6 protein-coding genes, 6 rRNA genes and 1 pseudogene are annotated in these 18,109 nt (G+C 59.5%); 4 read left to right on the forward strand and 9 right to left on the reverse strand.

Annotation, left to right across the window (positions count from 1 at the left end; all coding sequences use genetic code 11):
* Positions 1–23 precede the first annotated feature (23 nt).
* Both ACSVHC_RS10500 and ACSVHC_RS10505 read left to right on the forward strand, forming a co-directional pair.
* Positions 24–857, forward strand: coding sequence for an alpha/beta fold hydrolase (locus tag ACSVHC_RS10500; protein WP_437772039.1), 834 nt, complete (start codon positions 24–26; stop codon positions 855–857).
* A gap of 272 nt (positions 858–1,129) precedes the next feature.
* Complete coding sequence (locus tag ACSVHC_RS10505; RefSeq protein WP_439180925.1) at positions 1,130–2,440, forward strand: ISL3 family transposase; 1,311 nt, start codon at positions 1,130–1,132, stop codon at positions 2,438–2,440.
* Between the two features lie 57 nt (positions 2,441–2,497).
* On the opposite strand, the gene rrf (ACSVHC_RS10510) is transcribed toward ACSVHC_RS10505, so the two are convergent.
* From rrf (ACSVHC_RS10510) to ACSVHC_RS10530, 5 genes and pseudogenes are all read right to left on the reverse strand, one after another.
* Positions 2,498–2,614, reverse strand: a 5S ribosomal RNA gene (gene rrf / locus ACSVHC_RS10510).
* 145 nt (positions 2,615–2,759) lie between these two features.
* Positions 2,760–5,897: ribosomal RNA gene (locus ACSVHC_RS10515) — 23S ribosomal RNA — on the reverse strand.
* A 562-nt stretch (positions 5,898–6,459) separates the two neighbouring features.
* Positions 6,460–7,982, reverse strand: a 16S ribosomal RNA gene (locus tag ACSVHC_RS10520).
* Together the 16S, 23S and 5S rRNA genes form the textbook arrangement of a ribosomal RNA operon.
* A 580-nt stretch (positions 7,983–8,562) precedes the next feature.
* Positions 8,563–9,290 (reverse strand): annotated as a pseudogene (locus tag ACSVHC_RS10525) (acyl-CoA dehydrogenase family protein); the annotation flags it as partial.
* The gene (locus tag ACSVHC_RS10530; RefSeq protein ID WP_437772038.1) at positions 9,277–9,399 is read right to left on the reverse strand and encodes a hypothetical protein; all 123 of its coding nucleotides are present in this window, start codon (positions 9,397–9,399) and stop codon (positions 9,277–9,279) included. The pseudogene ACSVHC_RS10525 and the gene ACSVHC_RS10530, both read right to left, overlap by 14 nt.
* Before the next feature lie 294 nt (positions 9,400–9,693).
* Between ACSVHC_RS10530 and ACSVHC_RS10535 the strand changes: the two genes are divergently transcribed.
* Positions 9,694–10,728, forward strand: a complete 1,035-nt coding sequence (locus ACSVHC_RS10535; RefSeq protein ID WP_437772037.1) for an IS21/IS408/IS1162 family transposase — start codon at positions 9,694–9,696, stop codon at positions 10,726–10,728.
* A 171-nt stretch (positions 10,729–10,899) separates the two neighbouring features.
* Positions 10,900–11,658, forward strand: coding sequence for an IS21-like element helper ATPase IstB (istB, locus tag ACSVHC_RS10540; RefSeq protein WP_124090085.1), 759 nt, complete (start codon positions 10,900–10,902; stop codon positions 11,656–11,658).
* 150 nt (positions 11,659–11,808) lie between these two features.
* Here the strand turns inward: istB and ACSVHC_RS10545 are convergent, their stop codons facing one another.
* The 4 genes from ACSVHC_RS10545 to ACSVHC_RS10560 form a co-directional block, all read right to left on the reverse strand.
* A complete protein-coding gene (locus ACSVHC_RS10545) occupies positions 11,809–12,297 on the reverse strand; it encodes a CoA transferase (protein ID WP_439181384.1) in 489 nt (162 codons plus the stop codon).
* Positions 12,298–12,585: 288 nt separating this feature from the next.
* A 5S ribosomal RNA gene (rrf, locus tag ACSVHC_RS10550) occupies positions 12,586–12,702 on the reverse strand.
* A gap of 145 nt (positions 12,703–12,847) precedes the next feature.
* Positions 12,848–15,985, reverse strand: a 23S ribosomal RNA gene (locus ACSVHC_RS10555).
* Between the two features lie 562 nt (positions 15,986–16,547).
* A 16S ribosomal RNA gene (locus tag ACSVHC_RS10560) occupies positions 16,548–18,070 on the reverse strand.
* Positions 18,071–18,109 lie beyond the last annotated feature (39 nt).

Below are 18,109 nucleotides of genomic sequence, written 5' to 3' on the forward strand. Positions count from 1 at the left end.
CGCGGCTCCGTTAGGCTCGAAGCATGACGCGCGAGAACATCACAACGGCCGACGGCGGAACCCTCGAGCTCTTCACGACGGGCGGTGAGCTTGCCGATGGCGGCTCCGGCGTCGTCGTCGTGCCCGCCTCGATGGTGACCGCCGCAGACTACTCCAAGTTTGCCCAGAAACTCAGTGCCGCCCTTGGCCGCCCGGTCCACACCTTCAACCGCCGCGGCCGTGGTGAATCGTCGCCGCAGCCCGAGGACTACACCCTCGACGTCGACATCCGGGATCTTTCCGAAGTCATGAAGCACACGGCCAGCACCGATGTCTTCGGCCACAGCTTCGGAGGCGCAGTGGCCCTGCACGCGGCGCGCACGCTGCCGGTGGAACGCCTGGCGGTCTACGACCCCGCAGTCTCCGTCAACCACAGCGTGAAGGCCGAGTGGACGAGCGAATACGAGCGCGCGACGGCGGCTGGAGACTTTGACCGCGGGCTCGCTGTGCTCGTGAAGGGCGTCGAGACGGAGGGCGCCTTCGCGCGGATGCCGCTGTCCATGCTGACACTCGTCACCAAGCTGACGGCGGGCACTCCCATGGGCAAGCAGATGCGTGAGCTCATGCAGGCCGGCGTGCGTGAGATCAAGGCAGTCATCGCCGCGGACATGCCCGCGGAGCCGTTCCTTGAGCTGCCGCTGGAAACGCTCATTGTGGTGGGGGAAAAGAGCCCCGCCTACTTCGGTGTGGCGTGCGGCCAGATCCACGACGTGCTCTCCGGATCGAGCTACACCATCCTCCCCGGCCACGGGCACGACGGCGTGATCCGCGCTCCCGACAAGCTCATCGCCGAGCTCTCCGACTTCTTCTCGGGCTAAACGCCGGCTCACTTATAGGGGATCCCGGCGGGACGCCGGCTCACATACAGGGGGTCCCGGCGGGACGCCGGCTCACATACAGGGGGTCCCGGCGGGACGCCGGCTCACATACAGGGGGTCCCGGGTGATAGCCGGTTCGTTTTTGTCCGGGGGTGGTTAAATGGCTCATCGCATTCGAGGGTGTAGCGGGGGTGGGCGCGTCGGTGGCCGGATAGAGGTCGAGGTCTTCCGATGATGGAAGTTCCTACACTGCCCATCCGGAAGACCTCGCCGTGTCCCACGCTACCTTCCTGCCTCCTGACCTGACTACGTTCTGCCGGCTCGATGAGCTTGGGCTCGAAGCCGCCGGGCAGTGTCTCGCCCCCGGCCGTGCGGTGCTGGAATGCCGTGCCGTTGATCCGGACGACTGGTGCCATTCGTGTGGGGGCCAGGGCATCGCCCGCGGCACGGTCACACGGCCGCTCGCGCACGAACCGCTGGGATGGCGGCCGACGACGCTGCTGGTGCGGGTCCGCCGCTACAAATGCACCGGGTGCGGGCGGGTGTGGCGGCAGGACATCTCCAAAGCCGCGCAGCCGAGGGCGAAGATCTCCCGCCGCGGACTGCGCTGGGCGCTGGAGGGCATCGTGTGCCAGCACCTCACTGTCGCCCGCGTCGCGGAAGGCCTGGGCGTGTCCTGGCATACGGCGAACAGCGCGATCCTTGCCGAGGGCAAGCGGGTGTTGATCGAGGACCCGGCCCGGTTCAACGGGGTGGCCGTGATCGGCGTCGATGAGCATGTCTGGCGGCACACCCGGCGCGGGGACAAATACGTCACCGTGATCATCGACCTCACCCCGGTCCGTGACAGGACCGGGCCGGCACGGTTGCTGGACATGGTCGAGGGCCGCTCGAAACAGGTCTTCAAGGCCTGGCTCGCCGAGCGGCCCAAGGCTTGGCGGGACGGGATCGAGGTCGTCGCGATGGACGGGTTCACCGGGTTCAAGACCGCAGCCGCCGAGGAGCTCCCGGACGCGGTCGAGGTCATGGATCCGTTTCACGTCGTCCGGCTTGCCGGCGATGCCCTGGACAGGTGCCGCCAGCGCGTGCAGCAGCAGACCATTGGTCACCGCGGACGGTCCGGGGATCCGCTCTACGCAGCCCGCCGGACCCTGCACACCGGGCACGATCTGCTCACCGACAAGCAGAAGGACAGGCTGGAGGCCCTGTTCGCCGCGGACAACCATGCCGAAGTCGAAGCGACCTGGGGCATCTACCAGCGCGTCATCGCCGCCTACCGCGACCCTGACGGCACCCGAGGCAAACAGCTCATGCAAGCACTGATCGGCGCGATCAGCGCCGGCGTTCCCGCTGCGCTGACCGAGGTCATTACGCTGGGCCGCACGCTGAAACGCCGTGCAGGGGACGTGCTCGCGTACTTCGACCGGCCCGGCACCAGCAACGGCCCCACGGAAGCACTCAACGGCCGGCTCGAACACCTCCGCGGCTCCGCCCTCGGCTTCAGGAACCTTGCCAACTACATCGCCCGATCACTCCTCGAAACCGGCGGATTCAGACCGCGATTACACCCTCAAATGCGATGAGCCGGTTAAATGGGTCAGGCCCCGACACGTGGTGTCGGGGCCTGGCCGTTAATGGTTGTCCGGCGGTGTCCTACTCTCCCACACCCTCCCGGGTGCAGTACCATCGGCGCTGTGGGTCTTAGCTTCCGGGTTCGGAATGGGACCGGGCGTTTCCCCCACGCTATGACCGCCGTAACCCTGTTACCCGTCCCCGCAGGTGCGGGGTGGGAAGATACGTGGTTACAACATTGTGGTGTTGTTGTTCAGTTGTTTGGTTCCTGGAGCAACGGGTTTGTTGTTCGGGAACCACATAGTGGACGCAAGCAGTGATCGTGTTTGTGTGGTGTAAGTTGTCGGCCTATTAGTACCGGTCAGCTTCAACAGTCTTTAGTCCTGTCTTCCACATCCGGCCTATCAACCCAGTGGTCTGGCTGGGGGCCTCTCACACACGAGGTGCATGGAAATCTCATCTTGAAGCGAGCTTCCCGCTTAGATGCTTTCAGCGGTTATCCCATCCGAACGTAGCTAATCAGCGGTGCACTTGGCAGTACAACTGACACACCAGAGGTTCGTCCGTCCCGGTCCTCTCGTACTAAGGACAGCCCTTCTCAAATTTCCTGCGCGCGCAGCGGATAGGGACCGAACTGTCTCACGACGTTCTAAACCCAGCTCGCGTACCGCTTTAATGGGCGAACAGCCCAACCCTTGGGACCTACTCCAGCCCCAGGATGCGACGAGCCGACATCGAGGTGCCAAACCATGCCGTCGATATGGACTCTTGGGCAAGATCAGCCTGTTATCCCCGAGGTACCTTTTATCCGTTGAGCGACGGCCATTCCACAATGTACCGCCGGATCACTAGTCCCGACTTTCGTCCCTGCTTGAGATGTCTCTCTCACAGTCAAGCTCCCTTGTGCACTTACACTCGACACCTGATTGCCAACCAGGCTGAGGGAACCTTTGGGCGCCTCCGTTACTTTTTAGGAGGCAACCGCCCCAGTTAAACTACCCATCAGGCACTGTCCCTGACCCGGATCACGGGCCGAAGTTAGATGTCCAAAGTGACCAGAGTGGTATTTCAACGATGACTCCACCCGAACTGGCGTCCGGGCTTCAACGTCTCCCACCTATCCTACACAAGCCACTCCGAACACCAATACCAAACTATAGTAAAGGTCTCGGGGTCTTTCCGTCCTGCTGCGCGTAACGAGCATCTTTACTCGTACTGCAATTTCGCCGAGTTTATGGTTGAGACAGCGGGGAAGTCGTTACTCCATTCGTGCAGGTCGGAACTTACCCGACAAGGAATTTCGCTACCTTAGGATGGTTATAGTTACCACCGCCGTTTACTGGGGCTTAAATTCTCAGCTTCGCCTTGCGGCTAACCGGTCCTCTTAACCTTCCAGCACCGGGCAGGAGTCAGTCCGTATACATCGTCTTGCGACTTCGCACGGACCTGTGTTTTTAGTAAACAGTCGCTTCCCCCTGGTCTCTGCGGCCCCGATCCCCTCCCACCAGCAAGTGGTGTTCAAGGTTGGGGCCCCCCTTCTCCCGAAGTTACGGGGGCATTTTGCCGAGTTCCTTAACCATAATTCTCTCGATCGCCTTGGTATTCTCTACCTGATCACCTGTGTCGGTTTGGGGTACGGGCGGCTGGAACCTCGCGCCGATGCTTTTCTAGGCAGCATAGGATCACCGGATCCCCCCATGACGGGGGTCCCATCAGATCTCAGGAACGTCATCAAAGACACAGCGACGGATTTGCCTATCGCTGACCCTACATCCTTAGACCGGGGCAACCATCGCCCGGCCCGGCTACCTTCCTGCGTCACACCTGTTAATACGCTTACCTCCCGGGATCAGGTCCCGCGCTCGGCCAAAACCCGCACACCACAAGGGTGATTGGGCAGGCTCCGGGCGGTTAGTATCCCCCGCTTGGCATGGGCGGTCCTTCGCCGGTACGGGAATATCAACCCGTTGTCCATCGACTACGCCTGTCGGCCTCGCCTTAGGTCCCGACTTACCCAGGGCAGATTAGCTTGACCCTGGAACCCTTGATCATTCGGCGGACGGGTTTCTCACCCGTCTTTCGCTACTCATGCCTGCATTCTCACTCGTGTAGGCTCCACCGCTGGTTTACACCGCGACTTCACCGCCCACACGACGCTCCCCTACCACTCCAGACGACTGAACCACGAAGGCTTGTCTACTATCTGAAATCCACAACTTCGGCGGTGTACTTGAGCCCCGCTACATTGTCGGCGCGGAATCACTTGACCAGTGAGCTATTACGCACTCTTTCAAGGATGGCTGCTTCTAAGCCAACCTCCTGGTTGTCTTCGCAACTCCACATCCTTTCCCACTTAGCACACGCTTAGGGGCCTTAGTTGGTGGTCTGGGCTGTTTCCCTCTCGACTATGAAGCTTATCCCCCACAGTCTCACTGCTGCGCTCTCACTTACCGGCATTCGGAGTTTGGCTGACGTCAGTAACCTTGTAGGGCCCATCGGCCATCCAGTAGCTCTACCTCCGGCAAGAAACACGCAACGCTGCACCTAAATGCATTTCGGGGAGAACCAGCTATCACGGAGTTTGATTGGCCTTTCACCCCTACCCACAGCTCATCCCCTCCATTTTCAACTGAAGTGGGTTCGGTCCTCCACGACGTCTTACCGTCGCTTCAACCTGGCCATGGGTAGATCACTCCGCTTCGGGTCTAGATCACGCCACTACACTCGCCCTATTCAGACTCGCTTTCGCTACGGCTACCCCACACGGGTTAACCTCGCGACGTAACACTAACTCGCAGGCTCATTCTTCAAAAGGCACGCCGTCACAACTACAAGGTTGCTCCGACGGATTGTAAGCACACGGTTTCAGGTACTGTTTCACTCCCCTCCCGGGGTACTTTTCACCTTTCCCTCACGGTACTGGTCCGCTATCGGTCATTAGGAAGTATTTAGGCTTATCAGGTGGTCCTGACAGATTCACACGGGATTTCTCGGGCCCCGTGCTACTTGGGATCCTCTCCAGGCGGCACACAACATTACGGTTACGGGGCTAACACCCTCTCCGGCCGGCCTTTCAAGACCGTTCACCTATGTCCATGCTCTCACCCCACCGGTCCGGCAGAACCAGTACGGAAAGTCCCACAACCCCGCCCATGCAACGCCCGCCGGCTATCACACATGGAACGGTTTAGCCTCATCCGCGTTCGCTCGCCACTACTAACGGAATCACTCTTGTTTTCTCTTCCTGCGGGTACTGAGATGTTTCACTTCCCCGCGTTCCCCCCACGCACCCTATGTGTTCAGATGCGGGTCACCAGATCACGCAAGCGCGTCTGGCGGGGTTTCCCCATTCGGACATCCTGGGATCACCGTTCGGTTATCAACTCCCCCAGGCTTATCGCAGATTCCTACGTCCTTCTTCGGCTCCTAATGCCAAGGCATCCACCGTGTGCCCTTAAAAACTTGACCACACAAGATCAAAAAACTTCTCGAGAGAACCACAGAAACCGCCACACCAAAGCATGGCCGGATCCAGGTTCATAAAAAGAAATTGCTGTATGACACGAACCAAACCCGAAGGCCGGCCCGTATCAGATGCTCGCGTCCACTATGTAGTTCTCAAACAACAACCCCGTACCACACCCCCCCGCACCCGGCCACCCCCGCCACCAAAGACGAAGAACAACCACGAACGCACGAAGACCATGCAGCCAGGAAACCAGAAACACACAAACCCGCACCACGGAAACCACGCAACCCTCACAGGCCACGCACCCCACGCCACGGCCCTGTTGCCTCAGGACCCAACAGTGTGCCAAACACGAAAACCGGCCACCCCCCACCCGCACCGTTCCAAGACACTCAAAGAGCATCCGTACTAGGGGCGGACAAGAACCAACCGGCCGCTATCTGCTGATATTCCACCCATGAGCACCCACCGCAGAACAGACGCCTGCGCAATGGGCTTTGCTTCCACACACCCCCCAACCAACCATGCGGCCGGACAGGGAGCGATAATGGTGCTCCTTAGAAAGGAGGTGATCCAGCCGCACCTTCCGGTACGGCTACCTTGTTACGACTTAGTCCCAATCGCCGGTCCCACCTTCGACGGCTCCCCCCACAAGGGTTAGGCCACCGGCTTCGGGTGTTACCAACTTTCGTGACTTGACGGGCGGTGTGTACAAGGCCCGGGAACGTATTCACCGCAGCGTTGCTGATCTGCGATTACTAGCGACTCCGACTTCATGGGGTCGAGTTGCAGACCCCAATCCGAACTGAGACCGGCTTTTTGGGATTAGCTCCACCTCACAGTATCGCAACCCTTTGTACCGGCCATTGTAGCATGCGTGAAGCCCAAGACATAAGGGGCATGATGATTTGACGTCGTCCCCACCTTCCTCCGAGTTGACCCCGGCAGTCTCCTATGAGTCCCCGCCATCACGCGCTGGCAACATAGAACGAGGGTTGCGCTCGTTGCGGGACTTAACCCAACATCTCACGACACGAGCTGACGACAACCATGCACCACCTGTAAACCGACCGCAAGCGGGGCACCTGTTTCCAGGCGTTACCGGTTCATGTCAAGCCTTGGTAAGGTTCTTCGCGTTGCATCGAATTAATCCGCATGCTCCGCCGCTTGTGCGGGCCCCCGTCAATTCCTTTGAGTTTTAGCCTTGCGGCCGTACTCCCCAGGCGGGGCACTTAATGCGTTAGCTACGGCGCGGAAAACGTGGAATGTCCCCCACACCTAGTGCCCAACGTTTACGGCATGGACTACCAGGGTATCTAATCCTGTTCGCTCCCCATGCTTTCGCTCCTCAGCGTCAGTTAATGCCCAGAGACCTGCCTTCGCCATCGGTGTTCCTCCTGATATCTGCGCATTTCACCGCTACACCAGGAATTCCAGTCTCCCCTACATCACTCTAGTCTGCCCGTACCCACTGCAGAACCGGAGTTGAGCCCCGGTCTTTCACAGCAGACGCGACAAACCGCCTACGAGCTCTTTACGCCCAATAATTCCGGATAACGCTTGCGCCCTACGTATTACCGCGGCTGCTGGCACGTAGTTAGCCGGCGCTTCTTCTGCAGGTACCGTCACTTTCGCTTCTTCCCTACTGAAAGAGGTTTACAACCCGAAGGCCGTCATCCCTCACGCGGCGTCGCTGCATCAGGCTTTCGCCCATTGTGCAATATTCCCCACTGCTGCCTCCCGTAGGAGTCTGGGCCGTGTCTCAGTCCCAGTGTGGCCGGTCACCCTCTCAGGCCGGCTACCCGTCGTCGCCTTGGTAGGCCATTACCCCACCAACAAGCTGATAGGCCGCGAGTCCATCCAAAACCGCAAAAGCTTTCCACCACCACCGCATGCGCGGAGCAGTCGTATCCGGTATTAGACCCAGTTTCCCAGGCTTATCCCAGAGTCAAGGGCAGGTTACTCACGTGTTACTCACCCGTTCGCCACTAATCCCCCCAGCAAGCTGGAGATCATCGTTCGACTTGCATGTGTTAAGCACGCCGCCAGCGTTCATCCTGAGCCAGGATCAAACTCTCCGTTGAAGTAAAACAAAAACAGACACAACCACAACCACCGGAAATAACGGCAGAAGAGCTGCACAAAATTTGAAACCAGCTGTAAAAAACCAGCCCCACGCCACCAAAGCGACACAGAACCAGCCAAAACAACCAATTTAATAAAAAATCGGTATCAACAAACTTGGCACACTATTGAGTTCTCAAACAACAGACACACCCGGCACCACCCACACCCCACAGGGTCCAGGATCGCTCCGGAGCAACTTCCCAAACTTACCCGAATCATTACCACTTTGCAAATCAGTATCTCAACCAATTTCAGGGTAATAATTCGAATTCCCCTCGAATTTCAGCGCACAAAGCACCTGCCGTTTTAGGCTCAATTCGAAGGGGTTGGCCACCCGTGGTTCCCAGCTCTAGGCTGTCTCCCTCGCGGCGACTTAGAAGACATTACACGGCTTCCGCACCCCGCGCAAATCCAGCGCTGACGCACTGCTATTCCCCCGCTCAAGCTGACCGACAAACCTGATCGGTACGCCACGGCGACGACGGAACTCGGTTTCCGCCGTCGGGCCCCGCCTAACGGAAGGCGGCCATACCCGTGATGCCGCAAAGGTGAGTGGTCCAGCGTGATTCCGTCACCGCCGAGGATGGTCCTGGCTTCCCGCGCAATTTTGATGGCTTCGCGGCAGTTGTTCAGTTTGCCGACCGAGATCTGGTCCGGTTGCAACGTGCCGCCGTCCTTCATGCGCCCGGGGTGCAGGGCGAGGAGGAATCCCTTGTTGATCTCCGGGGCCATGTCAACCAACTTCTGCTGCGTTAGCTGATAACCGGCCAGCGGCCTGCCAAACTGCAGGCGTTCCTTGGAATAGTCGAGTGCTACTTCGAACGCATCGCCGGCGGCGCCCAGATGATTCCATAGCGCACCTCGTCCAGGCAGGGGAAGGGCCCCTTGAGCCCGACGGCGTTCGGCAGTACCGCACTCTCGGGCAGTCGCGGATCGGACAATTCGATGTCGCATTGGATGGAGGCTCGCATGGACAGTTTCGGCTCGATGGGGGTAGCCGTGAATCCAGGGGTCTCGGTTGGGACTACGAAGCCGCGGACGCCGTCGTCGGTCTGGGCCCAGATGATGGCGACTTTGGCCACCGACGCCAGGCCGATCCAGCGCTTTGATCCGTTGAGGATCCAGTCGCCTCCGTCGCGGTGCGCGAAGGTAGTCATGCCACCCGGATCTGATCCCGCCGTGGGTTCCGTCAGTCCGAAGCAGCCGATCGCTTCCCCCGCGGCCATCGCCTGTAGCCATTCCGCCTTCTGTTCACCCGAACCGTATGTGGGGTTTGATTTCGCTCTTCACGAAGGCGCGCACCGAATCGCGCAGCGCACGTTCGTCCGCGCTAAGGAGGGAATCAAAGTCAATCAGATCGCTGATATCGGACATTCATGCGCCTTTCACGGATGTGTTTGGGGAATGGCCAGCGAAGGTGGCCCCTTGGTGCTCGCCAAGGGCCGGGGAACTTGCCGGTAGCTCGGTGCTGCTGCGGACAGCCGGATGGGATCGGCCCACTGCCGGGATTCCCGGCCTGTGGCGGGATCAGTGACAACGATTGACGGCTCCAGTCCCAGGCTCTCAGCCGAATCGAAAGCCTCGCTGGCGCTGTTAACGCCAACCGAAAATAGGGCCAGGAACGCCAACTGAAAATAGGGCCACCGACCATTATGGAAGGTGATCAATTTGGATGATTGGGCGGAGATACGCCACCTGTTTTCGACAGGCAAGCACTCGAAGCGTGAGATCGGCAGGATCGTGGGGGTTTCCCGCGGAACGGTGGACCGGGCGCTGGAGGCGGACCGGGCGCCGAAGTATCAGCGGGCATCCGGAGTGTCGAGTTTTGATGCGTTTGCTCCCAGGGTGCGGGAGTTGTTGGTGAAGACGCCGACGATGCCGGCCGCGACGCTGGCGGAGCGGGTTGGCTGGTCCGGTTCCGCGTCGTTGTTCCGGGCGAAGGTCGCGGCGATCCGGCCCGAATATGCGCCGCCGGACCCGGCCGACCGTTTGGTCCACGAGCCGGGGTTCCCGCACGAGCCGCTGCCCGTCGGTGAGGGGCAGTCCGATACGCCGCCGGTGCTGGTGATGACCTCGGCGTTCTCGGGTTTCATCCAGGCGCGGATGCTGCCGTCGCGAACGACGCCGGACCTTTTGGGCGGAATGTGGACTCTGCTGCAGGATGCGCAGGCGGTTCCGTCGCGGCTGTTGTGGGACAACGAGTCCGGCATCGGAAGGCGCAAACCGACGGAGCCGGTGGCCGCGTTCGCGGGTTCCCTGGGGGTGGAGATCAAGCTGCTTCCGCCGCGGGATCCGGAGTCCAAGGGCATGGTCGAACGTATGAACAGGTTCTTCCGCCAATGCTTCATGCCGGGCCGGGACTTCCGCTCACCAGCGGACTTCAACGGCCAGCTCGAGGACTGGCTGCCCAAGGCCAACCACCGGTACTCCCGGTCCCGCCACGGCCGCCCTGACGAGCTGATCGTCCTGGACCGGGAAAGGATGCGGGAACTGCCGCCGGTGAGCCCGGAGTCGGTGTTCCGCAACGCGGTGCGGTTGCCGCGGGATTACTACGTGCGGGTGTTCTCCAATGACTATTCGGTGGACCCTTCGTTCATTGGGCGGATCGTTGATGTCGTCGCTGATCTGGACACCGTCTGGGTCACCCATGACGGGTCATCATCGCCACCCATGTCCGGGCGTGGGCCCGGCATCTCGTGGTGACTGATCCGGTCCATGTGGCCCGCGCGGCGGTGATGCGCCGAGACTTCCGAACCCAAAGAGTCCACCGCCCCGAGCCCGAGGAAGCAGTAGAGGTGCGGGATCTGGCGCCTATGACGAGATCTTCGGCATCGACCTCGGCCAGCAGCCGGACCTGGTCTTGGAGGTGGCCTCATGAGCGGGACACCGTCACAGATCGAGTACTACGCCCGCGCCCTGCGCGCACCACGGATCAGTGATGGGTTCCGCCGGCTCGGGGACCAGGCCCGGGACGCCGGCTGGTCCCATGAGGAGTACCTGGCCGCGGTCCTCTCCCGTGAAGTCTCCGAACGCGAAGCCTCCGGCGCGGCGACCCGGATCAAGGCCGCGAGATTCCCAGCCCACAAGGACCTCGAAGAGTTCAACTTCGACCACCAGCCCTCCGCGGACCGGAACCTCATCGCGCACCTGGGCACCGGGGTGTTCCTCTCCGAAGCCAAAAACGTGGTCCTGCTCGGGCCACCCGGCACGGGCAAAACCCATCTCGCGGTTGGCATCGGCATCAAGGCAGCCAAGGCCGGGCACCGGGTCCTCTTCGACTCCGCGACCGGCTGGGTCGCACGGCTCCAGGAAGCCCACTCACGCGGGAAACTCGCCCAGGAACTGGTCAAACTCCGCCGCTACAGCCTCCTGGTGGTCGATGAAGTCGGCTACATCCCGTTCGATCAGGACGCCGCGAACCTGTTCTTCCAGCTCGTCTCCAGCCGCTACGAACACGCCTCCATGATCCTGACGTCGAACCTCCCGTTCGCCCGCTGGGGCGACGTCTTCGGAGACCTGACCATCGCCTCGGCCATGATCGACCGGATCGTCCACCACGCCGAGGTCATCAGCCTCAAAGGCAACAGCTACCGGCTCAAAAAACACCAACCCGCCGCCAGTACGGCACAATAGAACCACAACCCCGTGGCCCCGTTTTCAATTGGCACTAATGGCCCTATTTTCGGTTGGCGTTAACATGACGCTGTTTACCCTGCCCGCAGGAGCGCCTGCAACGAGGAATTTCCATTGCCAATTCGCAGCAGTGTCAGCATGAAGGGCTGCCTAGATCACAATACGAAGCTCCTCACGGGACGCTACTCTGCGTTCGTTAGTGAGGAATCTCGCTTGCTCGGGCGAGCCCCAGAGCCCTAGGACTGACGCCAGCGCAGCAAATTGCCGATCGTTGCCGACCGCGATGGCGAGCGTGCCGCCGCCAGTGCGGAATGTCTCATATGGGGCGATGCTGGGGTGTGCATTGCCGAGCTTGCCAGGCGAATTGCCGGTGGCCAAGGTGGCCGCGCCCTGGTTCACCAATGCTGCCAGGAGCGAGGAGAGGAGGTTGACCTGTACCTGCTGGCCAGTCCCTGTGGCGTCGCGTACCCGCAGCGCCATCAGGATCCCCGCTAGGGCATTCTGCCCGGTGAGGACGTCAACCAGGGCAACCCCAACCTTGCTGGGTTCTCCTTCCGGATGGCCGGTGATACTCATCAGACCGCCAAGCGCCTGCACGAGCAGGTCATGGCCGGGCAAATCTGCGCCGGCGCCGGATATTTACGGGTGCCGCGAACCTGTATCTCGGGGAGGTTCATAGATGAGCCGGCGTTTGGGATTTCCCGCTCATAGGTGAGCGGGCGTTGGTGGGAACCGGGTGATAGGTGAGCGGGCGATCGTGGGAACCGGCCCATAGGTGAGCCGGGGTTTGATATCCCAAACCCCCGCTCACCTATGCGTCCCGATCGGAAACCCCCGCTCACGTCAGCCGGGCCGGGGTTTGGGGTCGGGGGTGGTTAAATGGGTCAGGCCCCGACACGTGGTGTCGGGGCCTGGCCGTTAATGGTTGTCCGGCGGTGTCCTACTCTCCCACACCCTCCCGGGTGCAGTACCATCGGCGCTGTGGGTCTTAGCTTCCGGGTTCGGAATGGGACCGGGCGTTTCCCCCACGCTATGACCGCCGTAACCCTGTTACCCGTCCCCGCAGGTGCGGGGTGGGAAGATACGTGGTTACAACATTGTGGTGTTGTTGTTCAGTTGTTTGGTTCCTGGAGCAACGGGTTTGTTGTTCGGGAACCACATAGTGGACGCAAGCAGTGATCGTGTTTGTGTGGTGTAAGTTGTCGGCCTATTAGTACCGGTCAGCTTCAACAGTCTTTAGTCCTGTCTTCCACATCCGGCCTATCAACCCAGTGGTCTGGCTGGGGGCCTCTCACACACGAGGTGCATGGAAATCTCATCTTGAAGCGAGCTTCCCGCTTAGATGCTTTCAGCGGTTATCCCATCCGAACGTAGCTAATCAGCGGTGCACTTGGCAGTACAACTGACACACCAGAGGTTCGTCCGTCCCGGTCCTCTCGTACTAAGGACAGCCCTTCTCAAATTTCCTGCGCGCGCAGCGGATAGGGACCGAACTGTCTCACGACGTTCTAAACCCAGCTCGCGTACCGCTTTAATGGGCGAACAGCCCAACCCTTGGGACCTACTCCAGCCCCAGGATGCGACGAGCCGACATCGAGGTGCCAAACCATGCCGTCGATATGGACTCTTGGGCAAGATCAGCCTGTTATCCCCGAGGTACCTTTTATCCGTTGAGCGACGGCCATTCCACAATGTACCGCCGGATCACTAGTCCCGACTTTCGTCCCTGCTTGAGATGTCTCTCTCACAGTCAAGCTCCCTTGTGCACTTACACTCGACACCTGATTGCCAACCAGGCTGAGGGAACCTTTGGGCGCCTCCGTTACTTTTTAGGAGGCAACCGCCCCAGTTAAACTACCCATCAGGCACTGTCCCTGACCCGGATCACGGGCCGAAGTTAGATGTCCAAAGTGACCAGAGTGGTATTTCAACGATGACTCCACCCGAACTGGCGTCCGGGCTTCAACGTCTCCCACCTATCCTACACAAGCCACTCCGAACACCAATACCAAACTATAGTAAAGGTCTCGGGGTCTTTCCGTCCTGCTGCGCGTAACGAGCATCTTTACTCGTACTGCAATTTCGCCGAGTTTATGGTTGAGACAGCGGGGAAGTCGTTACTCCATTCGTGCAGGTCGGAACTTACCCGACAAGGAATTTCGCTACCTTAGGATGGTTATAGTTACCACCGCCGTTTACTGGGGCTTAAATTCTCAGCTTCGCCTTGCGGCTAACCGGTCCTCTTAACCTTCCAGCACCGGGCAGGAGTCAGTCCGTATACATCGTCTTGCGACTTCGCACGGACCTGTGTTTTTAGTAAACAGTCGCTTCCCCCTGGTCTCTGCGGCCCCGATCCCCTCCCACCAGCAAGTGGTGTTCAAGGTTGGGGCCCCCCTTCTCCCGAAGTTACGGGGGCATTTTGCCGAGTTCCTTAACCATAATTCTCTCGATCGCCTTGGTATTCTCTACCTGATCACCTGTGTCGGTTTGGGGTACGGGCGGCTGGAACCTCGCGCCGATGCTTTTCTAGGCAGCATAGGATCACCGGATCCCCCCATGACGGGGGTCCCATCAGATCTCAGGAACGTCATCAAAGACACAGCGACGGATTTGCCTATCGCTGACCCTACATCCTTAGACCGGGGCAACCATCGCCCGGCCCGGCTACCTTCCTGCGTCACACCTGTTAATACGCTTACCTCCCGGGATCAGGTCCCGCGCTCGGCCAAAACCCGCACACCACAAGGGTGATTGGGCAGGCTCCGGGCGGTTAGTATCCCCCGCTTGGCATGGGCGGTCCTTCGCCGGTACGGGAATATCAACCCGTTGTCCATCGACTACGCCTGTCGGCCTCGCCTTAGGTCCCGACTTACCCAGGGCAGATTAGCTTGACCCTGGAACCCTTGATCATTCGGCGGACGGGTTTCTCACCCGTCTTTCGCTACTCATGCCTGCATTCTCACTCGTGTAGGCTCCACCGCTGGTTTACACCGCGACTTCACCGCCCACACGACGCTCCCCTACCACTCCAGACGACTGAACCACGAAGGCTTGTCTACTATCTGAAATCCACAACTTCGGCGGTGTACTTGAGCCCCGCTACATTGTCGGCGCGGAATCACTTGACCAGTGAGCTATTACGCACTCTTTCAAGGATGGCTGCTTCTAAGCCAACCTCCTGGTTGTCTTCGCAACTCCACATCCTTTCCCACTTAGCACACGCTTAGGGGCCTTAGTTGGTGGTCTGGGCTGTTTCCCTCTCGACTATGAAGCTTATCCCCCACAGTCTCACTGCTGCGCTCTCACTTACCGGCATTCGGAGTTTGGCTGACGTCAGTAACCTTGTAGGGCCCATCGGCCATCCAGTAGCTCTACCTCCGGCAAGAAACACGCAACGCTGCACCTAAATGCATTTCGGGGAGAACCAGCTATCACGGAGTTTGATTGGCCTTTCACCCCTACCCACAGCTCATCCCCTCCATTTTCAACTGAAGTGGGTTCGGTCCTCCACGACGTCTTACCGTCGCTTCAACCTGGCCATGGGTAGATCACTCCGCTTCGGGTCTAGATCACGCCACTACACTCGCCCTATTCAGACTCGCTTTCGCTACGGCTACCCCACACGGGTTAACCTCGCGACGTAACACTAACTCGCAGGCTCATTCTTCAAAAGGCACGCCGTCACAACTACAAGGTTGCTCCGACGGATTGTAAGCACACGGTTTCAGGTACTGTTTCACTCCCCTCCCGGGGTACTTTTCACCTTTCCCTCACGGTACTGGTCCGCTATCGGTCATTAGGAAGTATTTAGGCTTATCAGGTGGTCCTGACAGATTCACACGGGATTTCTCGGGCCCCGTGCTACTTGGGATCCTCTCCAGGCGGCACACAACATTACGGTTACGGGGCTAACACCCTCTCCGGCCGGCCTTTCAAGACCGTTCACCTATGTCCATGCTCTCACCCCACCGGTCCGGCAGAACCAGTACGGAAAGTCCCACAACCCCGCCCATGCAACGCCCGCCGGCTATCACACATGGAACGGTTTAGCCTCATCCGCGTTCGCTCGCCACTACTAACGGAATCACTCTTGTTTTCTCTTCCTGCGGGTACTGAGATGTTTCACTTCCCCGCGTTCCCCCCACGCACCCTATGTGTTCAGATGCGGGTCACCAGATCACGCAAGCGCGTCTGGCGGGGTTTCCCCATTCGGACATCCTGGGATCACCGTTCGGTTATCAACTCCCCCAGGCTTATCGCAGATTCCTACGTCCTTCTTCGGCTCCTAATGCCAAGGCATCCACCGTGTGCCCTTAAAAACTTGACCACACAAGATCAAAAAACTTCTCGAGAGAACCACAGAAACCGCCACACCAAAGCATGGCCGGATCCAGGTTCATAAAAAGAAATTGCTGTATGACACGAACCAAACCCGAAGGCCGGCCCGTATCAGATGCTCGCGTCCACTATGTAGTTCTCAAACAACAACCCCGTACCACACCCCCCCGCACCCGGCCACCCCCGCCACCAAAGACGAAGAACAACCACGAACGCACGAAGACCATGCAGCCAGGAAACCAGAAACACACAAACCCGCACCACGGAAACCACGCAACCCTCACAGGCCACGCACCCCACGCCACGGCCCTGTTGCCTCAGGACCCAACAGTGTGCCAAACACGAAAACCGGCCACCCCCCACCCGCACCGTTCCAAGACACTCAAAGAGCATCCGTACTAGGGGCGGACAAGAACCAACCGGCCGCTATCTGCTGATATTCCACCCATGAGCACCCACCGCAGAACAGACGCCTGCGCAATGGGCTTTGCTTCCACACACCCCCCAACCAACCATGCGGCCGGACAGGGAGCGATAATGGTGCTCCTTAGAAAGGAGGTGATCCAGCCGCACCTTCCGGTACGGCTACCTTGTTACGACTTAGTCCCAATCGCCGGTCCCACCTTCGACGGCTCCCCCCACAAGGGTTAGGCCACCGGCTTCGGGTGTTACCAACTTTCGTGACTTGACGGGCGGTGTGTACAAGGCCCGGGAACGTATTCACCGCAGCGTTGCTGATCTGCGATTACTAGCGACTCCGACTTCATGGGGTCGAGTTGCAGACCCCAATCCGAACTGAGACCGGCTTTTTGGGATTAGCTCCACCTCACAGTATCGCAACCCTTTGTACCGGCCATTGTAGCATGCGTGAAGCCCAAGACATAAGGGGCATGATGATTTGACGTCGTCCCCACCTTCCTCCGAGTTGACCCCGGCAGTCTCCTATGAGTCCCCGCCATCACGCGCTGGCAACATAGAACGAGGGTTGCGCTCGTTGCGGGACTTAACCCAACATCTCACGACACGAGCTGACGACAACCATGCACCACCTGTAAACCGACCGCAAGCGGGGCACCTGTTTCCAGGCGTTACCGGTTCATGTCAAGCCTTGGTAAGGTTCTTCGCGTTGCATCGAATTAATCCGCATGCTCCGCCGCTTGTGCGGGCCCCCGTCAATTCCTTTGAGTTTTAGCCTTGCGGCCGTACTCCCCAGGCGGGGCACTTAATGCGTTAGCTACGGCGCGGAAAACGTGGAATGTCCCCCACACCTAGTGCCCAACGTTTACGGCATGGACTACCAGGGTATCTAATCCTGTTCGCTCCCCATGCTTTCGCTCCTCAGCGTCAGTTAATGCCCAGAGACCTGCCTTCGCCATCGGTGTTCCTCCTGATATCTGCGCATTTCACCGCTACACCAGGAATTCCAGTCTCCCCTACATCACTCTAGTCTGCCCGTACCCACTGCAGAACCGGAGTTGAGCCCCGGTCTTTCACAGCAGACGCGACAAACCGCCTACGAGCTCTTTACGCCCAATAATTCCGGATAACGCTTGCGCCCTACGTATTACCGCGGCTGCTGGCACGTAGTTAGCCGGCGCTTCTTCTGCAGGTACCGTCACTTTCGCTTCTTCCCTACTGAAAGAGGTTTACAACCCGAAGGCCGTCATCCCTCACGCGGCGTCGCTGCATCAGGCTTTCGCCCATTGTGCAATATTCCCCACTGCTGCCTCCCGTAGGAGTCTGGGCCGTGTCTCAGTCCCAGTGTGGCCGGTCACCCTCTCAGGCCGGCTACCCGTCGTCGCCTTGGTAGGCCATTACCCCACCAACAAGCTGATAGGCCGCGAGTCCATCCAAAACCGCAAAAGCTTTCCACCACCACCGCATGCGCGGAGCAGTCGTATCCGGTATTAGACCCAGTTTCCCAGGCTTATCCCAGAGTCAAGGGCAGGTTACTCACGTGTTACTCACCCGTTCGCCACTAATCCCCCCAGCAAGCTGGAGATCATCGTTCGACTTGCATGTGTTAAGCACGCCGCCAGCGTTCATCCTGAGCCAGGATCAAACTCTCCGTTGAAGTAAAACAAAAACAGACACAACCACAACCACCGGAAAT

It is taken from the genome of Arthrobacter sp. KNU-44 (assembly GCF_051843155.1).
Classification (GTDB): domain Bacteria; phylum Actinomycetota; class Actinomycetes; order Actinomycetales; family Micrococcaceae; genus Arthrobacter.